Source organism: Pandoraea sp. ISTKB (assembly GCF_001721285.1).
Classification (GTDB): Bacteria; Pseudomonadota; Gammaproteobacteria; order Burkholderiales; family Burkholderiaceae; genus Pandoraea; species Pandoraea capi.
In genome coordinates this window covers 55345-72993 of sequence record NZ_MAOS01000037.1, presented here as the reverse complement: position 1 = coordinate 72993, position 17649 = coordinate 55345, and the positions used below count along the sequence as shown (strand labels likewise).

At 63.4% G+C, this 17649-nt stretch carries 18 protein-coding genes; 8 read left to right on the top strand and 10 right to left on the bottom strand.

Features of this window, described 5'->3' with window-relative positions; genetic code table 11:
- Positions 1-402 precede the first annotated feature (402 nt).
- The 3 genes from A9762_RS14360 (at position 403) to A9762_RS14350 (ending at position 2748) form a co-directional block, all read left to right on the top strand.
- Entirely contained in the window at positions 403-774 is a 372-nt protein-coding gene (locus A9762_RS14360; RefSeq protein ID WP_069342685.1) for a hypothetical protein, read from the top strand.
- 133 nt (positions 775-907) lie between these two features.
- A complete protein-coding gene (locus A9762_RS14355; RefSeq protein WP_069342684.1) occupies positions 908-1750 on the top strand; it encodes a hypothetical protein in 843 nt (280 codons plus the stop codon).
- A 164-nt stretch (positions 1751-1914) separates the two neighbouring features.
- Positions 1915-2748, top strand: coding sequence for a hypothetical protein (locus tag A9762_RS14350; RefSeq protein ID WP_069342683.1), 834 nt, complete (start codon positions 1915-1917; stop codon positions 2746-2748).
- Between the two features lie 59 nt (positions 2749-2807).
- Here the strand turns inward: A9762_RS14350 and msrA are convergent, their stop codons facing one another.
- The 10 genes from msrA to A9762_RS14300 all read right to left on the bottom strand — a co-directional run bounded on the left by msrA (position 2808) and on the right by A9762_RS14300 (position 13027).
- Complete coding sequence (gene msrA, locus A9762_RS14345; RefSeq protein WP_069342682.1) at positions 2808-3380, bottom strand: peptide-methionine (S)-S-oxide reductase MsrA; 573 nt, start codon at positions 3378-3380, stop codon at positions 2808-2810.
- Between the two features lie 273 nt (positions 3381-3653).
- Complete coding sequence (gene hutG / locus A9762_RS14340) at positions 3654-4610, bottom strand: formimidoylglutamase (RefSeq protein WP_069342681.1); 957 nt, start codon at positions 4608-4610, stop codon at positions 3654-3656.
- A gap of 127 nt (positions 4611-4737) precedes the next feature.
- Positions 4738-5520: an amino acid ABC transporter ATP-binding protein gene (locus tag A9762_RS14335; protein WP_069342680.1), complete on the bottom strand. Its 783-nt coding sequence runs from the start codon at positions 5518-5520 to the stop codon at positions 4738-4740.
- Complete coding sequence (locus tag A9762_RS14330; RefSeq protein WP_069342679.1) at positions 5517-6185, bottom strand: amino acid ABC transporter permease; 669 nt, start codon at positions 6183-6185, stop codon at positions 5517-5519. Before A9762_RS14330 ends, A9762_RS14335 begins: the two co-directional genes overlap by 4 nt.
- Positions 6186-6358: 173 nt before the next feature.
- Entirely contained in the window at positions 6359-7096 is a 738-nt protein-coding gene (locus A9762_RS14325) for a transporter substrate-binding domain-containing protein (protein WP_069342678.1), read from the bottom strand.
- 39 nt (positions 7097-7135) lie between these two features.
- Positions 7136-7882, bottom strand: a complete 747-nt coding sequence (locus tag A9762_RS14320; protein ID WP_069342677.1) for an IclR family transcriptional regulator — start codon at positions 7880-7882, stop codon at positions 7136-7138.
- 266 nt (positions 7883-8148) lie between these two features.
- Positions 8149-9678 (bottom strand): class I adenylate-forming enzyme family protein, encoded by a 1530-nt coding sequence (locus tag A9762_RS14315; protein ID WP_069342676.1) that lies wholly within the window; start codon positions 9676-9678, stop codon positions 8149-8151.
- A 166-nt stretch (positions 9679-9844) separates the two neighbouring features.
- Positions 9845-11089 carry an acyl-CoA dehydrogenase family protein gene (locus A9762_RS14310; protein ID WP_069342675.1) on the bottom strand — a complete coding sequence of 415 codons (1245 nt, stop codon included), beginning with the start codon at positions 11087-11089 and terminating at the stop codon, positions 9845-9847.
- 49 nt (positions 11090-11138) lie between these two features.
- Positions 11139-11984 carry an alpha/beta fold hydrolase gene (locus A9762_RS14305; protein ID WP_069342674.1) on the bottom strand — a complete coding sequence of 282 codons (846 nt, stop codon included), beginning with the start codon at positions 11982-11984 and terminating at the stop codon, positions 11139-11141.
- The gene (locus A9762_RS14300; RefSeq protein WP_069342673.1) at positions 11981-13027 is read right to left on the bottom strand and encodes a peptidase M29; all 1047 of its coding nucleotides are present in this window, start codon (positions 13025-13027) and stop codon (positions 11981-11983) included. The genes A9762_RS14305 and A9762_RS14300 overlap by 4 nt, the downstream gene beginning before the upstream one ends.
- A gap of 157 nt (positions 13028-13184) precedes the next feature.
- Here A9762_RS14300 and A9762_RS14295 point away from each other — a divergent pair, with 157 nt between their 5' ends.
- The 5 genes from A9762_RS14295 to kynA all read left to right on the top strand — a co-directional run bounded on the left by A9762_RS14295 (position 13185) and on the right by kynA (position 17406).
- Entirely contained in the window at positions 13185-13703 is a 519-nt protein-coding gene (locus tag A9762_RS14295; protein ID WP_240493564.1) for a flavin reductase family protein, read from the top strand.
- Positions 13704-13711: 8 nt separating this feature from the next.
- Complete coding sequence (locus A9762_RS14290) at positions 13712-14158, top strand: MarR family winged helix-turn-helix transcriptional regulator (RefSeq protein WP_069342671.1); 447 nt, start codon at positions 13712-13714, stop codon at positions 14156-14158.
- A 247-nt stretch (positions 14159-14405) separates the two neighbouring features.
- Positions 14406-15092 carry an arylformamidase gene (gene kynB, locus A9762_RS14285; protein ID WP_083253926.1) on the top strand — a complete coding sequence of 229 codons (687 nt, stop codon included), beginning with the start codon at positions 14406-14408 and terminating at the stop codon, positions 15090-15092.
- A 66-nt stretch (positions 15093-15158) separates the two neighbouring features.
- Complete coding sequence (gene kynU / locus A9762_RS14280) at positions 15159-16412, top strand: kynureninase (RefSeq protein WP_069342670.1); 1254 nt, start codon at positions 15159-15161, stop codon at positions 16410-16412.
- A 16-nt stretch (positions 16413-16428) separates the two neighbouring features.
- On the top strand, positions 16429-17406 hold the full coding sequence (gene kynA / locus A9762_RS14275) for a tryptophan 2,3-dioxygenase (RefSeq protein ID WP_069342669.1): 978 nt from the start codon (positions 16429-16431) through the stop codon (positions 17404-17406).
- The last annotated feature ends 243 nt before the right edge of the window (positions 17407-17649 follow it).

The following is a 17649-nucleotide window of genomic DNA, read 5'->3' as shown; positions in this document are numbered from 1 at the left end:
TATGCGAAAAATAATGAATATATGAACGTTCATGCGTGGCGCGCATTTCCGGACCAAAGCGCCCGGAACCCCTTGCCAGGGGCCGATCCGCAACCTTTGATCGAGCAACGAATTTACCTACCATAAATCCTCAATGCCACCGATCAAATAATTCAACCAACGTTTTTCTGGCTCACCTTCCCTTTCCCAATCCCCAAACCAAGGCGTTGTCCGATACCGCTTTCGGACGCACCTCAACCCGATCCCCGGCCTGCCCGGGCATCATCTTTCCATCGCCATCGGTGTGGATCGATGCAAATTCGGCAATTCCTGGTGCATTCGCGAAAACCGCTCTCGAACAACGGCCGCACCATCGCTCGACGCTTCGGACAGCGTCGTCGTCACTTCTCTGGAGGCACGTCAATGAAACATCGCCCTGCGCGCGAGGAATACCGTCGCTGGCTGAACGCACAGAGCGGCACGCCCCCAGCGAACGGAAAGGTCACGGAAATCACGGGAATGGGTATCGAAACGGCCACTGCCGCGCTTCCCGAACTTCCGGCAACGCTGCCCTTCGCCGGGTATGTCGTCTGGTTCCACACGAGTCTGACGTTTCTCGACATCCGTTTCGATCACCACCGGTTCGCCATCGTCACCCAGCAGGTGGAAAACCCCTCGGAAGCGTTCTATTTCGACCATCTCGACGCCGCCTATGGACACGCAGCGGACGTGGGCGAGCCCTGCCTGATCCTGTTTGCCGAGACGGCAGGGGCACAGGTCAGCGTCGTCGGTTGAGCTGCGAACGGGTGACCGGTCGCACGCACGGCTTCAGGGCATGTGGCCGGACGATGCCGATCCCCGAAATAGCCTCGATGCCCCCCCCTTATCGCTTCATCGCCATTCCACTCTTTTCAAGGGAGCATGAACCATGCCGTTCCTCGCTTTGGCAATTCCGCAAGCACGGGCGAACGCCCCGTCGGTACCTATCGAGGCCGATGGCCAGCGACATGAGGTCGTCATCGATATGCAGGAAATCAGGAACCAACTGCCCGAGAGACCTCAGTTCGACCCCGCCGCCCCCATGCCGGTGTCGCCCTTCGCGTCGTTCCGTCCGACTTTCGAATGCCGACCGATTCCGGTCGGCGAATACTTCGCGCGCGCACTCGCGGAACTCGTCACGCCCCGGTCGGCCTGCGCGCTCAGCGCTTATGCGAGTAACGCCGAGCTACGTACCGCCCTCGCGGAAATTCTCCAGTTTCATCCCCACGGCAAAGCGCTTGCCGTGCCCTCGCATATCCTCGCGGCGGGCCTGCCGTCATTGTTGTGCGACGAACCCGAATATCTGCCCGGCACCCTCGCAGCCCTGAGCTACGACGTCGGGGCCAACAGTGTGCGCATCGGTCGTATGGAATTTCTGGGCGTCGATCATCCCGGAGAGGCGGAGTACCTGTTCGCGGGCGAAAGCGAACTGGCGTTCCTGCACGAAGGCAACCGTTACGCACCACGCATCCGGCAAGACCACGCGCCGATCCTCGCTTTCCATTACCGGGCCGCAGGCATGCCCGGCCATACCGCACTGCCGCCGATGGGGTACGTTGACGCAACGCGAGACCAGACACAGTTGTCGGACTTCACGGCGCAACTCGCGCGCTGTCGTCATCGCGACACTCACCACACATCGGGGCGCAATACACGCCACAGCGCTTCACGCCAGCCTGCGCTCTCGCCGCTCGATGCGATGCAGAATGGCCTCACGTGCTCGATTCTCTGACCTGAAGGAGCGCATCCATGCATGTACCATCGCAACCGCTGCCGGGTTACTGGCCGCAACTGTCGGACTGGCAAATTAAGACGGGGGAAGTACCCGCCACCTCTCGTCCTGCAACGACATTTACGAGCATCAGAAATCGTTTGCCCGAAGGACACACCATCCGAATGGATTCGTGGAAATCGAAAGCGCATGCGGCGCCGAAGGACAACGGTTGCCGGGCCGTACATGTGAATGAATACACACACAATGTGCTCACAGCGCTGGTCACGCCGCAGGAGGGGTGTCCGTCACGACGCTATACGCGCAATGCAGAACTGAGGAATTCGGTGGCCACCGCACTGGCACTTCACCCGCAAGGGGGCGATGCGTTGCTCGAAGCGAGACTCAAGGCGCTGGGACTGCCGTCATTGCTGCGCGACGAACCCCAATACTTGCCGGGGACACTCGCCGCCCTTCGCTACGACGTGGGATCGCGCATCGTGGCGATCGGCCGCAGCAAGCTGCCCGACCTCGCGGATCTCGATACGCCGGGTGATCTCGCACTGCACGCGGCCGGCGGACATGAACTGTCATATCTCGACGGCGAAAGCCCTCACGCCGCGCAAGTCGCTCACGATCACAAGCGGATTCTCGATTTCCACTACAGCGCGGCAGGCGTGTCGACGTGGCGGGCGATGCCCGATAGCGAGCGTCGTCAAGCGTCACCGGACGATCACCAGCGTCTCGATGAGCGCAGACGTCACCGCACCTTCAGTGCGAGCGTTACGTCCCGCCCGCCGGAAGCCGAAGCGCCACGTATCGGCACATTCATCGAGCATCTGGAACGCTGCCGGCAGCGGGACGAACCCTCACGGGTGCGAAGCAAGCCAAAGGGAAGAATTCCGATTTCGCACGACTCGGAGGCGCAACGAATGCGGCGTAAGGCGTCGAAGCCCACGCCGCCCCCCTACCCGCTTTCGCCGCACCACGATGCGCTCTACAACTGCACGCTGCTTTGACCAGCCCCCTGGGGAGGCCGGTCGATCGCGGTATGAAGTAACGTACGTCGATCAGAAACTCACGCCGCCGGCTTCAAGCGGCGGGCGAACTTCTCGCGGAATTTCTTGAGCTTCGGTGCGACGACGTAAGCGCAATAGCCCTGATCGGGATGTTGGCGGAAGTAGTTCTGGTGATAAGCCTCGGCCGGCCAGAACGTTTGCACGGGCACGACCTGCGTGACGATCGGATGCTGATACGTCATCTCGGCCATCAGTTCGGCGATGAGATGATCGGCAGCCGTCTTTTGCGCGTCGTTGTGATAGAAGATCGCCGAGCGGTACTGGGTGCCGATATCGTTGCCCTGACGATTGAGCGTGGTCGGATCGTGGATCTGGAAAAACACGATCAGAATTTCCTCGAACGTGACGACGTCCGGATCGTAGGTCACCTGTACCACTTCGGCGTGACCCGTATCACCTTCGCAAACCTGCTCGTAAGTGGGGTTGTCGACGTGCCCGCCTTCGTAGCCCGAGACGACGGACTTCACGCCGTCCAGTTGCTGATAGCAAGCTTCGAGGCACCAGAAACAACCACCAGCCAGCGTGGCGACTTCGGTACGGGTATCGCTCGGAGAGTTCGTCTGCTCTGTCATCTTGACCTCGCTTGTCGACTGCGTTCGTGCGTGCGCGTCGGTGAGCGGTTGTGCGCCCGGCCGTGTCGCACTGCACCAAACAAATAGGGCGGGCGATCGATGGTTCGATCGCCCGCCCTATTGTCGCGCAGAAGTCTCGCGAATGGCGCAAATAACCTTTCACGCCGCTCAACCGCCCGGTCACGCTACGGCGCTGTCGCCTTGTGTTCACCGCCCATACCGGCTTGCACCGTTGGATCAGACGTCAGCACAAGCGCCGACAGTCACGGCAAGTCAGCCCTGCAACTGCGTGATCAGCGGATGCAGCAGACGCGCGCCGACACGCGCGGTGAGGCCGTCGCGGTCGTACGTCGGGTTGTACTCGGCAATGTCCGCCACGCGCAGCTTGCCTGAACGGCGCACCACACCGATCAGCGCCTCGACGACTTCGAGCGCCACGCCGTGTGCCGCCGGCGCCGACACGCCCGGCGCCTTCTCGCCCGGCAGCACGTCCATGTCGATGGTCAGATAGACGTGGCTCACCTTCGCCAGCTTCTTCTCCAGACGCTCGCACATTTCCGGCAGACGGTGCGCGAGCATCGTGTCGTCGAGCCAGTAGTCGACGTTCAGCGACGCCGCACGCTCGAACAGCGCGTCGGTATTGCTGTAGCGGCTCACGCCGAGGCAAGCATACTGGAACGGTGCCTGACGCCCCGCGAGCAACTGCGAGATCTGCCAGAACGGCGTACCCGAGCTGGCGGTCGGCTGAGCGCGAAGATCGAAGTGTGCGTCGAAGTTGAGAATCAGGATCGGCTCGTCGCGCAGACGGTCGCCGTAATGCTCGGCCACCCCAAGGAACGTGCCGTAAGCGATTTCATGTCCGCCGCCCAGCACCACCGGACGCGCCCCCGCGGCCAGCACTTCGGCCACGCGATGCCCCAGCGCCGCTTGCGCCGCTTCGAGACGCTCGTCGGCACAGACGATGTTGCCGCCATCGAACACTGCCGGCGTGCCCTGCACAGGCAGACTCGCCAGTGCCCGACGCAGCATGTCCGGACCTGCTACGGCCCCCTGACGCCCATGATTGCGGCGCACGCCCTCATCGCTGCAGAAGCCCAGCACCACGGCGCCACCGGTAACTTCGGATGCGTCGCACGCGTCGTAGTCCCGCAGCACCTGATGCAGACGCAGCGTGTGACCGGTTTCCCCGGTATCCACACGGCCTTGCCAGACTGCTCGATCGATTGTCATACGTTTTCCTGCCTTGCCTTACCTGATCGTTGCCGAATTACCGTACTGCTCACATGACACACGTGGATCGCACGCTCCCGGCGTGCGCGTCTGTCACATATTCATCGCATCACGCCTGCTGCGCGAATTACGCCGAACGCGAAATCACGGCTTGCAGGAATTCGCGCGTACGTGCTTCGCGCGGTGCGGTGAAGATCTGCTCCGGCGAACCGGCTTCGATGATCCGGCCCTGATCCATCACCACCACCACATCGGCGACTTCACGGGCGAAACCCATTTCGTGCGTGACGACGAGCATGGTCATCCCGTCGTTCGCGAGTGCCTTCATCACTTGCAGCACTTCGCCGACGAGTTCCGGATCGAGTGCAGACGTCGGTTCGTCGAACAGCATGACCTGCGGCTGCATGGCGAGCGCGCGGGCAATCGCCACACGCTGCTTCTGACCGCCCGAGAGCGTGCCCGGGTAGACATCGGCCTTCGCGGCGAGTCCGACCTTGGCGAGCAGTTCGCGGGCCAGCTTATCGGCATCGGCACTCTTCAGGCCGCGCAGCTTCTTCGGCGCGAGCGTCACGTTATCGACCACGCTCAGATGCGGGAACAGGTTGAACGACTGGAACACCATGCCCACGTCCGTGCGCAATTGGTTCAGGGCGTTCTCGCCCATCATCTTGCCGTGATCGACGAGCTTCTTGCCGACGATCTCGATGGTGCCCTGCTCGGCCGTCTCCAGCCCGTTGCAGCAACGCAGGAACGTGCTCTTGCCCGAGCCGCTGGGGCCGATGACCACCACGACCTGACGCGCCTGAACTTCGAAATCGATGCCCTTCAGGACCTGATGGCTGCCGTAGGCCTTGCCCAGCCCTTCGATCTTCAGGATCGGGGCTTTGCCCGCTTGATTCACTTCGCTCATTGCACGGCACCTCCGGCACGCAGGGACTTCTCGGCGCGCTGCAGCAACAGCGTGGTGACACCGGTCAGAATCAGATAAACAAAAGCAATCGCCAGATACACTTCCAGCGAGCGATACGACACGCTGATGATCTTCTGGCCTTCGTGCATCACGTCGTGAATCGTCAGCAGCGACACGAGGGCGGAGTTCTTGATCAGCGCGATGAATTCATTGCCCAGCGGCGGAATCATGCGCACGACAGCCTGCGGCAGAATCACCGAGCGCATGGCCAGACCGTACGGCATGCCCAGCGAGCGGGCGGCTTCCATCTGGCCGCGCTCGATCGACTGGATCGCGCCGCGCACGATTTCCGAGACGTAAGCACCGCTGTAGATGCCCAGCCCCAGCACACCGCACACGAACGCGGGCAGCAGAATGTTGAACTGCGGCAGACCAAAGAACAGGATGAAGAGCTGCACCAGCAGCGGCGTGCCACGAATGAACGTGACGTATGCGGTACAGATGCCGTAGCGAATGCGGTTAGCGGGGTTGAGGCGGCCCATGCCGACCAGCAAGCCCAGCACACAGCCCAGGGCCAGGGCACAGGCAGTGACTTCGACGGTCACCAGCGCGCCACGCGCCAGGTCCGTCCAGTTTGCCCACACCGGCGAGAAATCGAGTTCCATGCGTACTCCGTCAGTTGCTCTACTGCGCTAATGCTTTATTGCTTGGGCGGGCGACGTCGCCCTGCGAAGGGTGACGGCCAGCCCGCCCGGGTAGTGCTCAGGGTGACGACGTGGGCGAGGTCGCCCCGGATCGGTGCGACGGTTCGCGCGTCGTCGTGCCCTGACGTCAGACCTTACTTCGACGAACCGAAGTACTTGGTGACCAGTGCGGCGTAAGTGCCGTCGGCACGCACCTTTTCCAGCGCCTTGTTCATTTCTTCGGTCAGCGCCTTGTCGTCCTTACGCAGGGCGAAGCCGTAGCGCTCGACGGTCAGCGTCTTGTCGAGCACCTTCACGGCCGGATTGGCCTTCGCGTACAGCAGCGCAGCCGGCTTGCCGGTCACGGCCGCATCGGCACGACCGATCTTCACGAGTTCGAACATCTGGTCGTTCTTCTCGACTTCCACGCGCGAGACCTTCGGGTAGTTTTCCGTCAGGAACTGCACCGACTTCGTACCGACCTGCACCGAGACCTTCTTGCCGTTCAGATCGGCCGGTTCCTTGATGCTGGTGTTGTCAGCCTTGACCATGATGGCCAGACCGCCGGTGTAGTACGGGTGCGTGAAGTTCACGGCCTTCAGGCGTTCGTCGGTGATGTAGATCGCCGAAGCGGCCACGTCGACACGCTTGGACAGCACGGCCGGGATCAGGCCCTTGAAATCGATATCCGTCCACTCGACTTTCTTGCCCATGGCCTTGCCGAGCGCTTCGATCATTTCCACGTCGAAGCCGGTACGCTTACCGTTTTCCACGTATTCGAACGGCGGGAAGGTCGCGTCGGTGGCAACACGCAGCACGTCGTCGGCAGCGAAAACTTTGGTCGAGCAGGTGACGGCCAGCGCCATCGTGAACAGGATGTGACGCAATTTCATCTGGTACTCCTTCGTGTAGTCTCGGTTCGGAAAAACCGGTTAAAAGTACTGCAATCGATTCGAAATACGCTCGGCTGCCGCCACCGTCAGGCGGATCAGCTCCTCGTGGCGCTGCGCCACACGCACGGCCGGCGCCATCAGGGTGATGGTGCCTTCCAGACGTTCCTTCGCGGCAAACACCGGGGCCGACACGCCCCACACGCCGAAGTCCACTTCGCTCTCCGACACGGCATACCGCTGCTTGCGAATCTCTTCGATCTGCGCAACGAGACGCTCTTGCGCAACCGGCTGACCCGCCAGTTGGCGGCCGATCAGGTTATCGCGGGTGGTTTGGGGCAGGAAGGAGAGCAAGGCCTTGGCCGACGCGCCGTGCACCAGCGGGTGCGCACGTCCCTTGGCGAACGAGCAACGCAGCGACTGCTCGCTCTCGTGCATGTCGAGGCAGACGACCTGACCGTTCGCGGCGACGAGCAGACCGACGGTCTCCCCGGTACGCTGCACGAGGGCGTCGATCTCTTCACGCGCCTGGGTGACTAGATGCGAGTTGTGGTCGAAACCCCACGCCAATTGCACGCCAACCGGACCAGGTTCATAGAGCGCCTCATGGGCATGCTCTTGCACCAGGCCCCACTTCTTGAGCGGCACGAGGTGGCGGTAAACCGTAGAGAGCGGCAGGCTCGTTTGCGCGGCGATCTCGCGTGCCGCGATCGGGCGTCCATGACGCGCCACAGTCACAAGGACTTGCAGTACGCGCTCGGAGACCGAATGAGCTTCGGTGGTGTCCATCGTCTTCAAAAACTAAAGAAAGCAAAAAAACCGGCAGGCTGTGCCGCCGATGACGACATGGGCGCTATCTTGCGATGCAATTCCCAAAGTAAAAAATGCGATTCTCAGCCGATGGTAACAAATTGGGCGATTACGCATAGGGACTTTCCCTTATGCATCGCGGAAGTCCAGCATAAAAAAACGCCGAGTCCCTTGTGTGACAAGGCGCTCGGCGTTTTTAAGCAAAAACTGAATAAAGATTCTGATTAGCGAATCCGGGTAGACATTTACGAATCCGGGCCGTCGGATAGCCACTCGATGAGAATCGGTTTTTGCACTTTCCCAAGGGCGCTCTTGGGCAGGTTGTCGAAAACGACCACGCGTCGCGGCAGTTTGAAGCGCGCAATGCGCGTGCCGAGGAAGTCGAGCACCGACGTCTGCGTTGCGGGCGAGTCCGCCGTCGGTACAACCACGGCAACGGGCACTTCGCCCCATCGCTCGTCCGGCACACCAACGACCGACGCCTCCATCACGCCCGGGCAGTCGACCAGCGCGTTCTCGATCTCCGCCGGGTAAATGTTCTCGCCGCCCGAGATGATCATGTCCTTGCTGCGGCCAACGACCTCGTAACAGCCGTCCTCGCGCAGTCGTGCGAGGTCGCCCGAGTGAAACCAGCCATCTGCGAACGAGACGTGACCGGGCGCGCGCCAGTACTCGCGCATGACGTTCGGCGCACGCACCAGAATCTCGCCGACGTGGCCGGGCAGCACGTCCTGCCCTGCCGCATCGACCAGACGCACTTCCACGCCCGGACACGCACGTCCCACCGCGCCGGGATGCGCCTTCGCTTCGCCGAAGCGCAGCGCAATCGACACCGGCCCGGTTTCCGTCGCGCCGTACACCTGCCCCAGCGGAATGCCGCGTGCGTGAAAGGCGTCGATGGCAGACATCGGTACGACACTCGATCCGGCCATTACACCGCGCAGCGACGAGACATCCGTCGTCGCCCACATCGGGTGCATCTGCACGGCGCGCATCGTGGCGGGCACCATCAGCGACAGCGTCGGGCGATGTCGCGCGACGTCTGCGAGCCACGCCGCCGGATCGAAGCGAGGGTGCAGCGTGACGCTGACGCCCCGCAACAGCGCCGGGAGCGTCTGAATGCACAGACCGCCGACGTGAAACATCGGCAGCGTCGAGAGCACATGATCGTCGGCGCGCATGTCGTGCGACCACCAGCTCGCCTCGGCATTGGCCAGCAAGCCCGCCTGCGTGTGCAGCGCGCCTTTGGGCTCCCCGGTCGTGCCAGAGGTGTAAGCGAGCAGCACGGGCGCGTCGGGCGAGACGTCGGGGTAATGGACCGGTTTGACGGAAGGCACCGCGATCAGGCCTTCGATCGGCGCGATGGCGGGCGGAGGCAAATCGGTGATGGCGTCCTGCTCCAGCGTGTCGCGAATCTGGCGCGCGGCGTCACGATGCACCGCATCGAACCACAGCACGCGCACGCCGGCATGGCGCACGATCGCAGCCAGTTCAGGCACGGCAAGACGGAAATTGAGCGGCAGGAAGATGGCACCGGCTCGCGCGCAGGCGAACAACAACGCCAGTTGCAGTTCGTCGTTCAGACCGAGGCACGCGACGCGATCACCGGGGGCGATGCGCCACGTCTCACGCAGATGACCGCCCACGCGTTCGATGCGCCGCCACAGCGCCGCGTAGTCCGTCGTCAGGGCCTGCTCTCCCACGCCGCACCGCAGCGCCAGCCGCTCGGGCGTGGCGCGCGCGTGACGGGCAAGCGCTTCTACAAAAGGCGTCAACTTGTTCTCCGTGACAAGAGAGACGGCAAGGCGCACGTCGCCTCGCCGTTTCGCTGAACCACTGACTTGCCGATTTTTTTGCGATCTGCCGTCGACATGCCGACGTGCCGACTTGCCAACGTATAACCTCGTCGAGCATTCACCGATGACGACGCGTTCGCCGCGATTACTCGTCGCGCTCGCCCGGCTCATAGAGCGCTTCGCGCCCGATACGGTCGAGGCACAGTTCCGCCGTCCACGGCAGCATCAGCGCACCGCAGCGCGAGTCACGATACATGCGCTCGAGCGGCAGCGTCTTGAGCATCGACTGTCCGCCGCATGTGCGAATCGCGAGGCGGCACAACTCGTTCGCATTCTCCATGATCGTGTACTGCGCCGCATAGGCACGCAGACGCGCTTCCTTGCCCGGATCGGCGCGACCGTCCTGCAACGCGCGCAGGAACAACGCGCGCGTCTGCTCCAGCATGATGTGCATTTGCGCGACGGCGATCTGCTTGGTCGGATACATGCGGCGCTTGACCGGCGCGCCCATGCCTTCGGCTTCGCCGCGCAGATAGCGCACGGTGAAGTCGTAGGCGGCCTGCGCGATCCCCATGTACGTCGGCGCGAGCGTCATGAACATGTGCGGCCAGCGGCTCGCTGCCTGATAGTAGACACCGCGCGGCATCAGTTGCAGTTCGTCGGCAACGAACACGTCCTTGAACAGCAGCGTACGCGAGACGGTGCCACGCATGCCGAGCGGGTCCCAGTCGCCGGTGACGGTCACGCCCGGGGCGTCGCCCGGCACGGCGATGTAGAACGTGTCTTTCATCGACAGTTCGGGCTTCTCCTCCGTGCAGAGCACGCCGTAGTAGTTGGCAGCGCCGGAGAGCGATGCGAAGATCTTGCGGCCATTGATGAGCCAGCCGCCATCGACCTTCGTCGCGGTGGTGCCGAACGGCGCCTTGCCGGCCGCGGCTGCGCTGCCTTCGGAGAAAGGCTGCGCGTAAATTGCGCCGTCCTGAATCACACGCTCGAAGTGATGCTTGCGATACCCCGCGTGCTCGGCGCGTTGCTCGGCGGTCATGTCGAGATCGTCGGCCAGAATGCCCGTCCACATCATCGAGCACGTATGCATGTTGAACGTGAGCGCCGTCGCGCCGCAATGGCGTCCCAACTCGGCGGACACCATCATGTACGTGGCGAAGTCGGCACCCAGACCGCCATCCGCTTCGGGAATGCACAGCTTGAGCAGGCCGGCCGCGCGCATGTCGTCGTAGTTCTCGAACGGGAATGACGCTTCGCGATCCCAGCGGGCGGCGCGCGGCGCGAGCGACTCGCGTCCCACCTGTTCTGCCAGCGCCAGCAGGCGCCGCTGCTTGTCCGTGAGCGGGTAGTGCTCGCCGAGGATCGAAGGGGGCTGATAGGCCACGGTAGTCTCCTGATAGGTTCTTGTGGTGCCTGATGTGGGTAGGCAGTGGCTAGAGCGCCGAGAGGAACGCTTGCACCTCGGCGTCGAATGCCACCGGATGCGTGAGATTCATGAGATGACCCGCGCCGGGCAGACAGACGTAACGTGCGTCGGGAATGGCCTCGGCCATACGCGCCATGACCTTCGGCGGCGCGTTGTTATCGTGCTCACCGGCAATGAGCAGCACCGGCACGGACAGACGCGTCAGCGCGGCACGCTGCTCGAAGCCGACGAGCGCCTGCAATGCCGCGCGGTAGGCGTCGGGCGTGAGTGCGCCCATCGCGTCGACGGCCAGCGCATGCGCTTGTTCACGGGTGACGTCGTCGGGCTCGCCCAGCATGCCCGGCACGATCGCCTGCGCCATCTCGCGCAGGGTCTTGCCCGCATCGAGCGGCGCGGTGCGTTGGCGCACGAATTCGCGCTGAAAGTCGCCGTCCGGCTTGCCGAACGCGGGCGATGTACCACACAGCACGAGGCCCGCGATATCGCGAGTGAAGGGCTCGCCGCGAGCCATCAATTCCTGAACGACCATGCCGCCCATGCTGTGGCCGACGAGCACGAACCGCGAAGCGCCGAGCGACGCCAGACGGTCGAGCAACGCGCGCAGGCTGTCGGCGAGCGCCGCCATCGTCGGCGCGGCGGGCATGGCGCTTTCGCCATACCCCGGCATGTCCCAGGCCACCACGCGATAGCCCGCCGCAACGAACGTCCCGAACTGAGCGGGCCAGACATCGCGATTGCCGCCGATACCGTGCAGCAGCACGAGCGTGAGCGGGCCCTCGCCCGCAACACGATAGGTTGGACAGACAGGACCGTCAGACTGAGTGGATGATGTGGGCGGAACGGGCGTCGTCATGCGAACTCGCCTTGCAGTTCACCGTCGCGCACGACGACGTCGCCATCGAGCGAGATCGTGCATTTGCGCAGCGGCAAATCGAAGTGGCCCAGCGTGTGGCGACCGGCGACTTCGTTGGCCCCCGTCGAATAGAGGAAGTTGCCCGCGAAGGCGCGCTGCTCCGTACCGTTGCAGTCGCGCTTGTCGTAGCAGGCGAGCGCATCCCAGCGCGCGCGCTGGTTCAGACCGAAGCCGACGTGCGAGACGGCGTACGCCTCGCGATCGCCCCAGGCGGCAAAGTAGTCGCGCATGAGATCGACGTCGACGCCCTCGCCGTCGATGGCGACGACGTAATCGTCCTCGACGGTGAGCGCGATGCGATCGCGCAAATACTGTTTGAAGGTGAGGTTGATGTCGCCCGGCGCGAGCACGAGCTGGCCGTTCACGCTGTGCGCGGCGGGGAACGCCAGCGCCAGTCCGCCGGGCCAGTGCGCGACCTGCCCGGGCTTGGCACACCAGCCCCACACGCCGCCCACGCGCGCGTCGCGAAGTCCGATGCGCAGATCGGTGCCGGCGGCAGACGTCACATGCATCTGTGCTGCACCGCGCAAACGCTTGATCGCAGCGCGCACCTTCGGCTCCAGCGCCGGGTCGGTCGCGCAGCGTTCCAGAATCTCGGGATGCTCGTTGGAGACCATCAGCACGCGCGCGCCGCCGCCCAGAATGTCGGGCAGTTCGGGGGCATGCAGCAAGCCTTCGACCGTGCAGTCGACAACGAGGGTCGCCGCCTTGAGGGCCGCCACGACGGGGGCGAGCTGGCCCAGCGCGTCGCTCGCACCGGTCGAGCGCACGGGCACCGGCGCTGACAGGCGCGGGCTGGGCACAACCAGCCGGAATGGCCTTGCGCCAAGCGACTCGGCGGCCAGTTGCGCTAATTCCACGTTGACAGGCCGGGATTGGGTTTCAGCTACAATCGCCACCACGTCACCGGGTCGTATGTCGCAGCGCCGCAAAGTCTCGGCAAATACGTCGATCCACTTATGCTCGATTCGCTCGATCAGCATATCGTCTCCTGAGCGCCTGACCTTCTCGCCCCGAAAGGGAGCCATGTTTGGCCATCACGCGTCTTGTCGATCTGTTGTTCGTGCCATAGTATATGAATATTCATACAAATCAACCCGATCAAATTTACCGGACGCAATGGACGGGAGTGCAGGGAAAGTGAACGTCAAACACGCCACAGCGCCGGACTTCGACAGCGCGGCTTTTCGCAGTGCGCTCGGTCAATTCGCCACCGGTGTCACCGTCATCACCACGCGGGCCGACGATGGCTCGCTCATCGGCATTACCGCCAGTTCGTTCAACTCGGTGTCGCTCACGCCGCCACTCATCTTGTGGAGCCTGGCCACGCGAGCCGGCAGCATGCCTGTCTTCCGTGAAAACTCGCACTATGCGGTGAATGTGCTCGCGGCCGATCAACTCGATCTGTGCAAGCGCTTCGCCACGATGAAGGGCGACCGGTTCGCGGGCGTGCCGTACACGCTGTCGGCGTCGGGTACGCCGGTGCTCGACGGCGCGCTCGCCTGGTTCGAGTGCCACAACCGCAGCCGGTACGACGAGGGCGACCACGTCATCTTCGTGGGCGAAGTCGAGCGTTGCGGCGTGCATGAGGAAGTGGCGGATCGCATGCCGCTGATCTTCCACGCTGGCGGCTTCCACAAGCCGCAGTCGCTGGGCTGAGGCGCGCGATGTCCGTGGCGGGAGCGCCGTTCGTCGACGACTATCTGGCGTATCTGCTCGCCCGCGCGAGCGCGCTCGTCTCGGACGAATTCCATCGTGAAGTCGCTGCCGCCGGTCTGGGCGTGCTGGAGTGGCGCGTGCTCGCTACGCTCTCCGACGCCCGGGCGCGTACCGTCAATCAACTCGCGGACATCGTGCTTGCCAAGCAACCCACGGTCACCAAGGTGATCGACCGGCTTGAGGCAGCGGGGTATGTCGTGCGGGGTGCGAGTGCCACCGACAAGCGTCAGTCGCTCGTGTCGCTGACCGAGGCGGGCGTCATTCACGTCACGCCACTGCTCGATAGCGCGCGTCGTCATGAAGCGCATGTGCTTGCGCGGTTTGGCGAGACGCAATCGGCGCAGTTGAAGGACTCGCTGCGCGAACTCATCCAGCAGATGACGCAGGGCCGGTAGTCGCGGGCGCGGTTTCCCGAGGCGCGCCTGCGCTATCCCGCACCCTGCCTGAGCGCCCTGCCCGAATTCTGTCGAACTCGCATCGAATTCGATCAATTTCGCGAAAATTAAAATAATCCACCGCGAAAACGGCAAAAATGTTTGCCGGGTTTCAATCTGACGTTTCACGCCCTTCGAATACGCAAGCACCTGCGGCGAGGAATTTCCTACACTATGTGGGACTTTTCCTTTCACAAAACGCTTGCGAATGAACGCTTCGAACGTTTCCAACGCCTCGGACAATACCGTCGCACACGCCCAGACTCGCGAGCGTCGCGTGTGGGATATCAGCGCGCCGCTCTCGGCCAGCACGCCGGTGTGGCCGGGCGACACCCCGTTCGCCGAGGAAGCCGTCTGGCAGATCGGTCCGGGCTGCCCGGTCAATGTGGGGCGCATCACGTTGTCGCCGCACACCGGTGCCCATGCCGACGCCCCGCGTCACTACGACGATGCCGGTGCGTTCATCGGTGAAGTCGATCTTCAGACGTATCTGGGGCCGTGCCGGGTGATTCACTGCATCGGCGCCTCGCCGGTCGTCACGCCCGAGATGGTCGAAGCGCACCTGAAGGATGTGCCGCCGCGCGTGCTGCTGCGCACCTATGCGCACGCCCCCGTCGCGCAGTGGGATAGCGCCTTCTGCGCGGTCGCGCCCGAGACCATCGACCTGCTTGCCTCGCACGGCGTGAAGCTCGTGGGCATCGATACGCCGTCGCTCGATCCGCAGGAGAGCAAGACGATGGACGCGCACCACCGCATTCGCGCGCATCGCATGGCGATTCTCGAAGGGCTGGTGCTCGACGCCATCGAGCCTGCCGATTACGAACTCATTGCCCTGCCGCTCAAGTTCATGCGACTCGACGCCAGCCCGGTTCGCGCCGTGCTGCGTTCGCTCTGAGCGTCATCGCACACCGTTTTTTTGCTTCGATTGCCTTTACAACATCCACCTCTACCAACGCAAACCATGACGTCTTCTCGCAACGATTGTCTGGCCCTCGACTCGGCCGATCCGCTCGCTCCGCTACGCGCTCAATTCGACTTGCCGCCGGGGGTCATTTATCTTGATGGCAACTCGCTGGGAGCGCGTCCGATCGCATCGGCCAAGCGTGCCCAGGAAGTGATTACCGCAGAGTGGGGCGTGGGTCTCATTCGCAGCTGGAACGAAGCCGACTGGTTCGCGCTGCCGCGCACGCTGGGTGATGCGCTGGCGCCGATCGTCGGCGCAGGCAAGGGGGAAGTCGTGGTGACGGACACCACGTCGAGCAACCTGTTCAAGGTGATGGCCGCAGCACTCGACGCACAACGTGCACGTGCGCCGCAGCGCAAGGTCGTCGTGTCGGAGCGCAGCAACTTCCCGACCGATCTGTACATCGTGCAGGGCCTGACGCGTTTGCTTGACGACGGCTACTCGCTGCGTCTGATCGACTCGCCGGACGAACTGCAAAGCGCGCTGGGCGACGACGTCGCCGTGGTCCTGCTCACGCACGTGAACTACCGCACCGGCGCGATGTACGACATGGCGGCACGTACGGCGCAGATTCATGCGTCCGGCGCGTTGGCGGTGTGGGATCTGTGTCACTCGGCAGGTGCCGTACCGGTCGACCTGAACGGCGCGAACGCGGACTACGCTGTGGGTTGCACGTACAAGTACCTGAACGGCGGCCCGGGCGCGCCTGCGTTCGTGTGGGTCAACAAGAAGCATCAGGACACGTTCTGGCAGCCGCTGTCGGGCTGGTGGGGCCACCGCACGCCGTTCGCGATGACGCCGGAATACACGCCTGACGACGGCATCGGGCGTTACCTGTGCGGCACGCAGCCGATCGTCTCGCTCTCGCTGGTGCAATGTGGTCTGGACATCTTTGCGCAGACGTCGATGCAGGCGTTGCGCAGCAAGTCGCTCGCGCTCACCGACCTGTTCATCAAGCTGGTGGAGGAGCGTTGCGCCGAATTCCCGTTGACGCTGGTCACGCCGCGCGACCATGCGGCACGTGGGTCGCAGGTGAGCTTCGAGCATCCGGAAGGGTTTGCCGTGATTCAGGCGTTGATTGCGCGTGGCGTGATCGGCGACTACCGCGAGCCGCGCATCATGCGTTTCGGCATGACGCCGCTGTACACGAGCTTTGCCGACGTCTGGGACTCGGTCGAAATTCTGCGCGACGTGCTGAGCACGGGCTCGTGGGACAAGCCCGAGTTTCATCGTCGCGGCACGGTGACCTGAGCGAGGAGCGGTCAGCATGAGTAAGACTTCCCCCACGTCTCACACGCCGGCAGGCGAAGGCGCCGCGCCGTCGCCGACTCAGGCATCGTCGGGTGGATGCCCGTTCGGGCATCGGAGCGACGAGACGGCAGGTGTACCGACGGCCGATGCTCCGGCATCGACGTCGGCGAACGCCAACGAGTGGCACGACGCCCAGCTCGATTTCTCGAAGAGCATGAGCTACGGCGACTACCTGTCGCTCGATCCGATTCTGAATGCGCAGCATCCGCGCTCGACCGATCACAACGAGATGCTGTTCATCATTCAGCATCAGACGAGCGAGTTGTGGATGAAGCTCGCGCTGTATGAGTTGCAGGCAGCGCGCACGGCGGTGCATAACGACGAACTGCCGCCGGCGTTCAAGATGCTCGCTCGCGTGTCGCGCATTCTCGAGCAACTGGTGCAGGCATGGAGCGTGCTCGCGACGATGACGCCGTCGGAGTACTCGTCGATGCGTCCGTCGCTGGGTAGCTCATCGGGCTTCCAGTCGTATCAGTACCGCATTCTGGAGTTCATGCTGGGCAACAAGAATGTGGCGATGCTCCAGCCGCACTCGCATCGTCCCGATCTGTTCCAGCAGGTCGAGGCGGCCCTCAAGGCGCCGTCGTTCTACGATGAAGTGGTGCGCTTGCTCGCGCGTCGCGGATTTGCGATTGCGCCGGAGCGGCTGGATCGCGACTGGACGAAGCCGACGCCGCACGACAAGACCGTCGAAGCGGCGTGGTTAGAGGTGTATCGCAATCCCTCGCAGCACTGGGAACTCTACGAGATGGCCGAAGAACTGGTCGATCTCGAAGACGCGTTCCGTCAATGGCGCTTCCGTCACGTGACAACCGTCGAGCGCATCATCGGCTTCAAGCAAGGGACTGGCGGCACCAACGGTGCGCCCTATCTGCGCAAGATGCTCGATGTCGTGCTGTTCCCTGAGTTGTGGCACGTGCGGACGTTGCTGTGATTTGAACCTTCGTATAGAGACGGCTCTCGCCCTCTCCTCTGCCCGGGGCTGCGGCGCTTGCCCGGCCCCTGACTCCGCTCCAATGCTTGTTAAGTCGCTACGTCAGGGGCCGGGCAATCACCGCCATCGAATGCCCTAGCGTTGCCGCCTGCATTGCGTTCGGTGTCATCGCATCGACGACGGTTGTGAATCGGGTTGGGGGTCGCCCGCAGTGCGACTTAAAACGGTGTCGGAGTGCTGCGG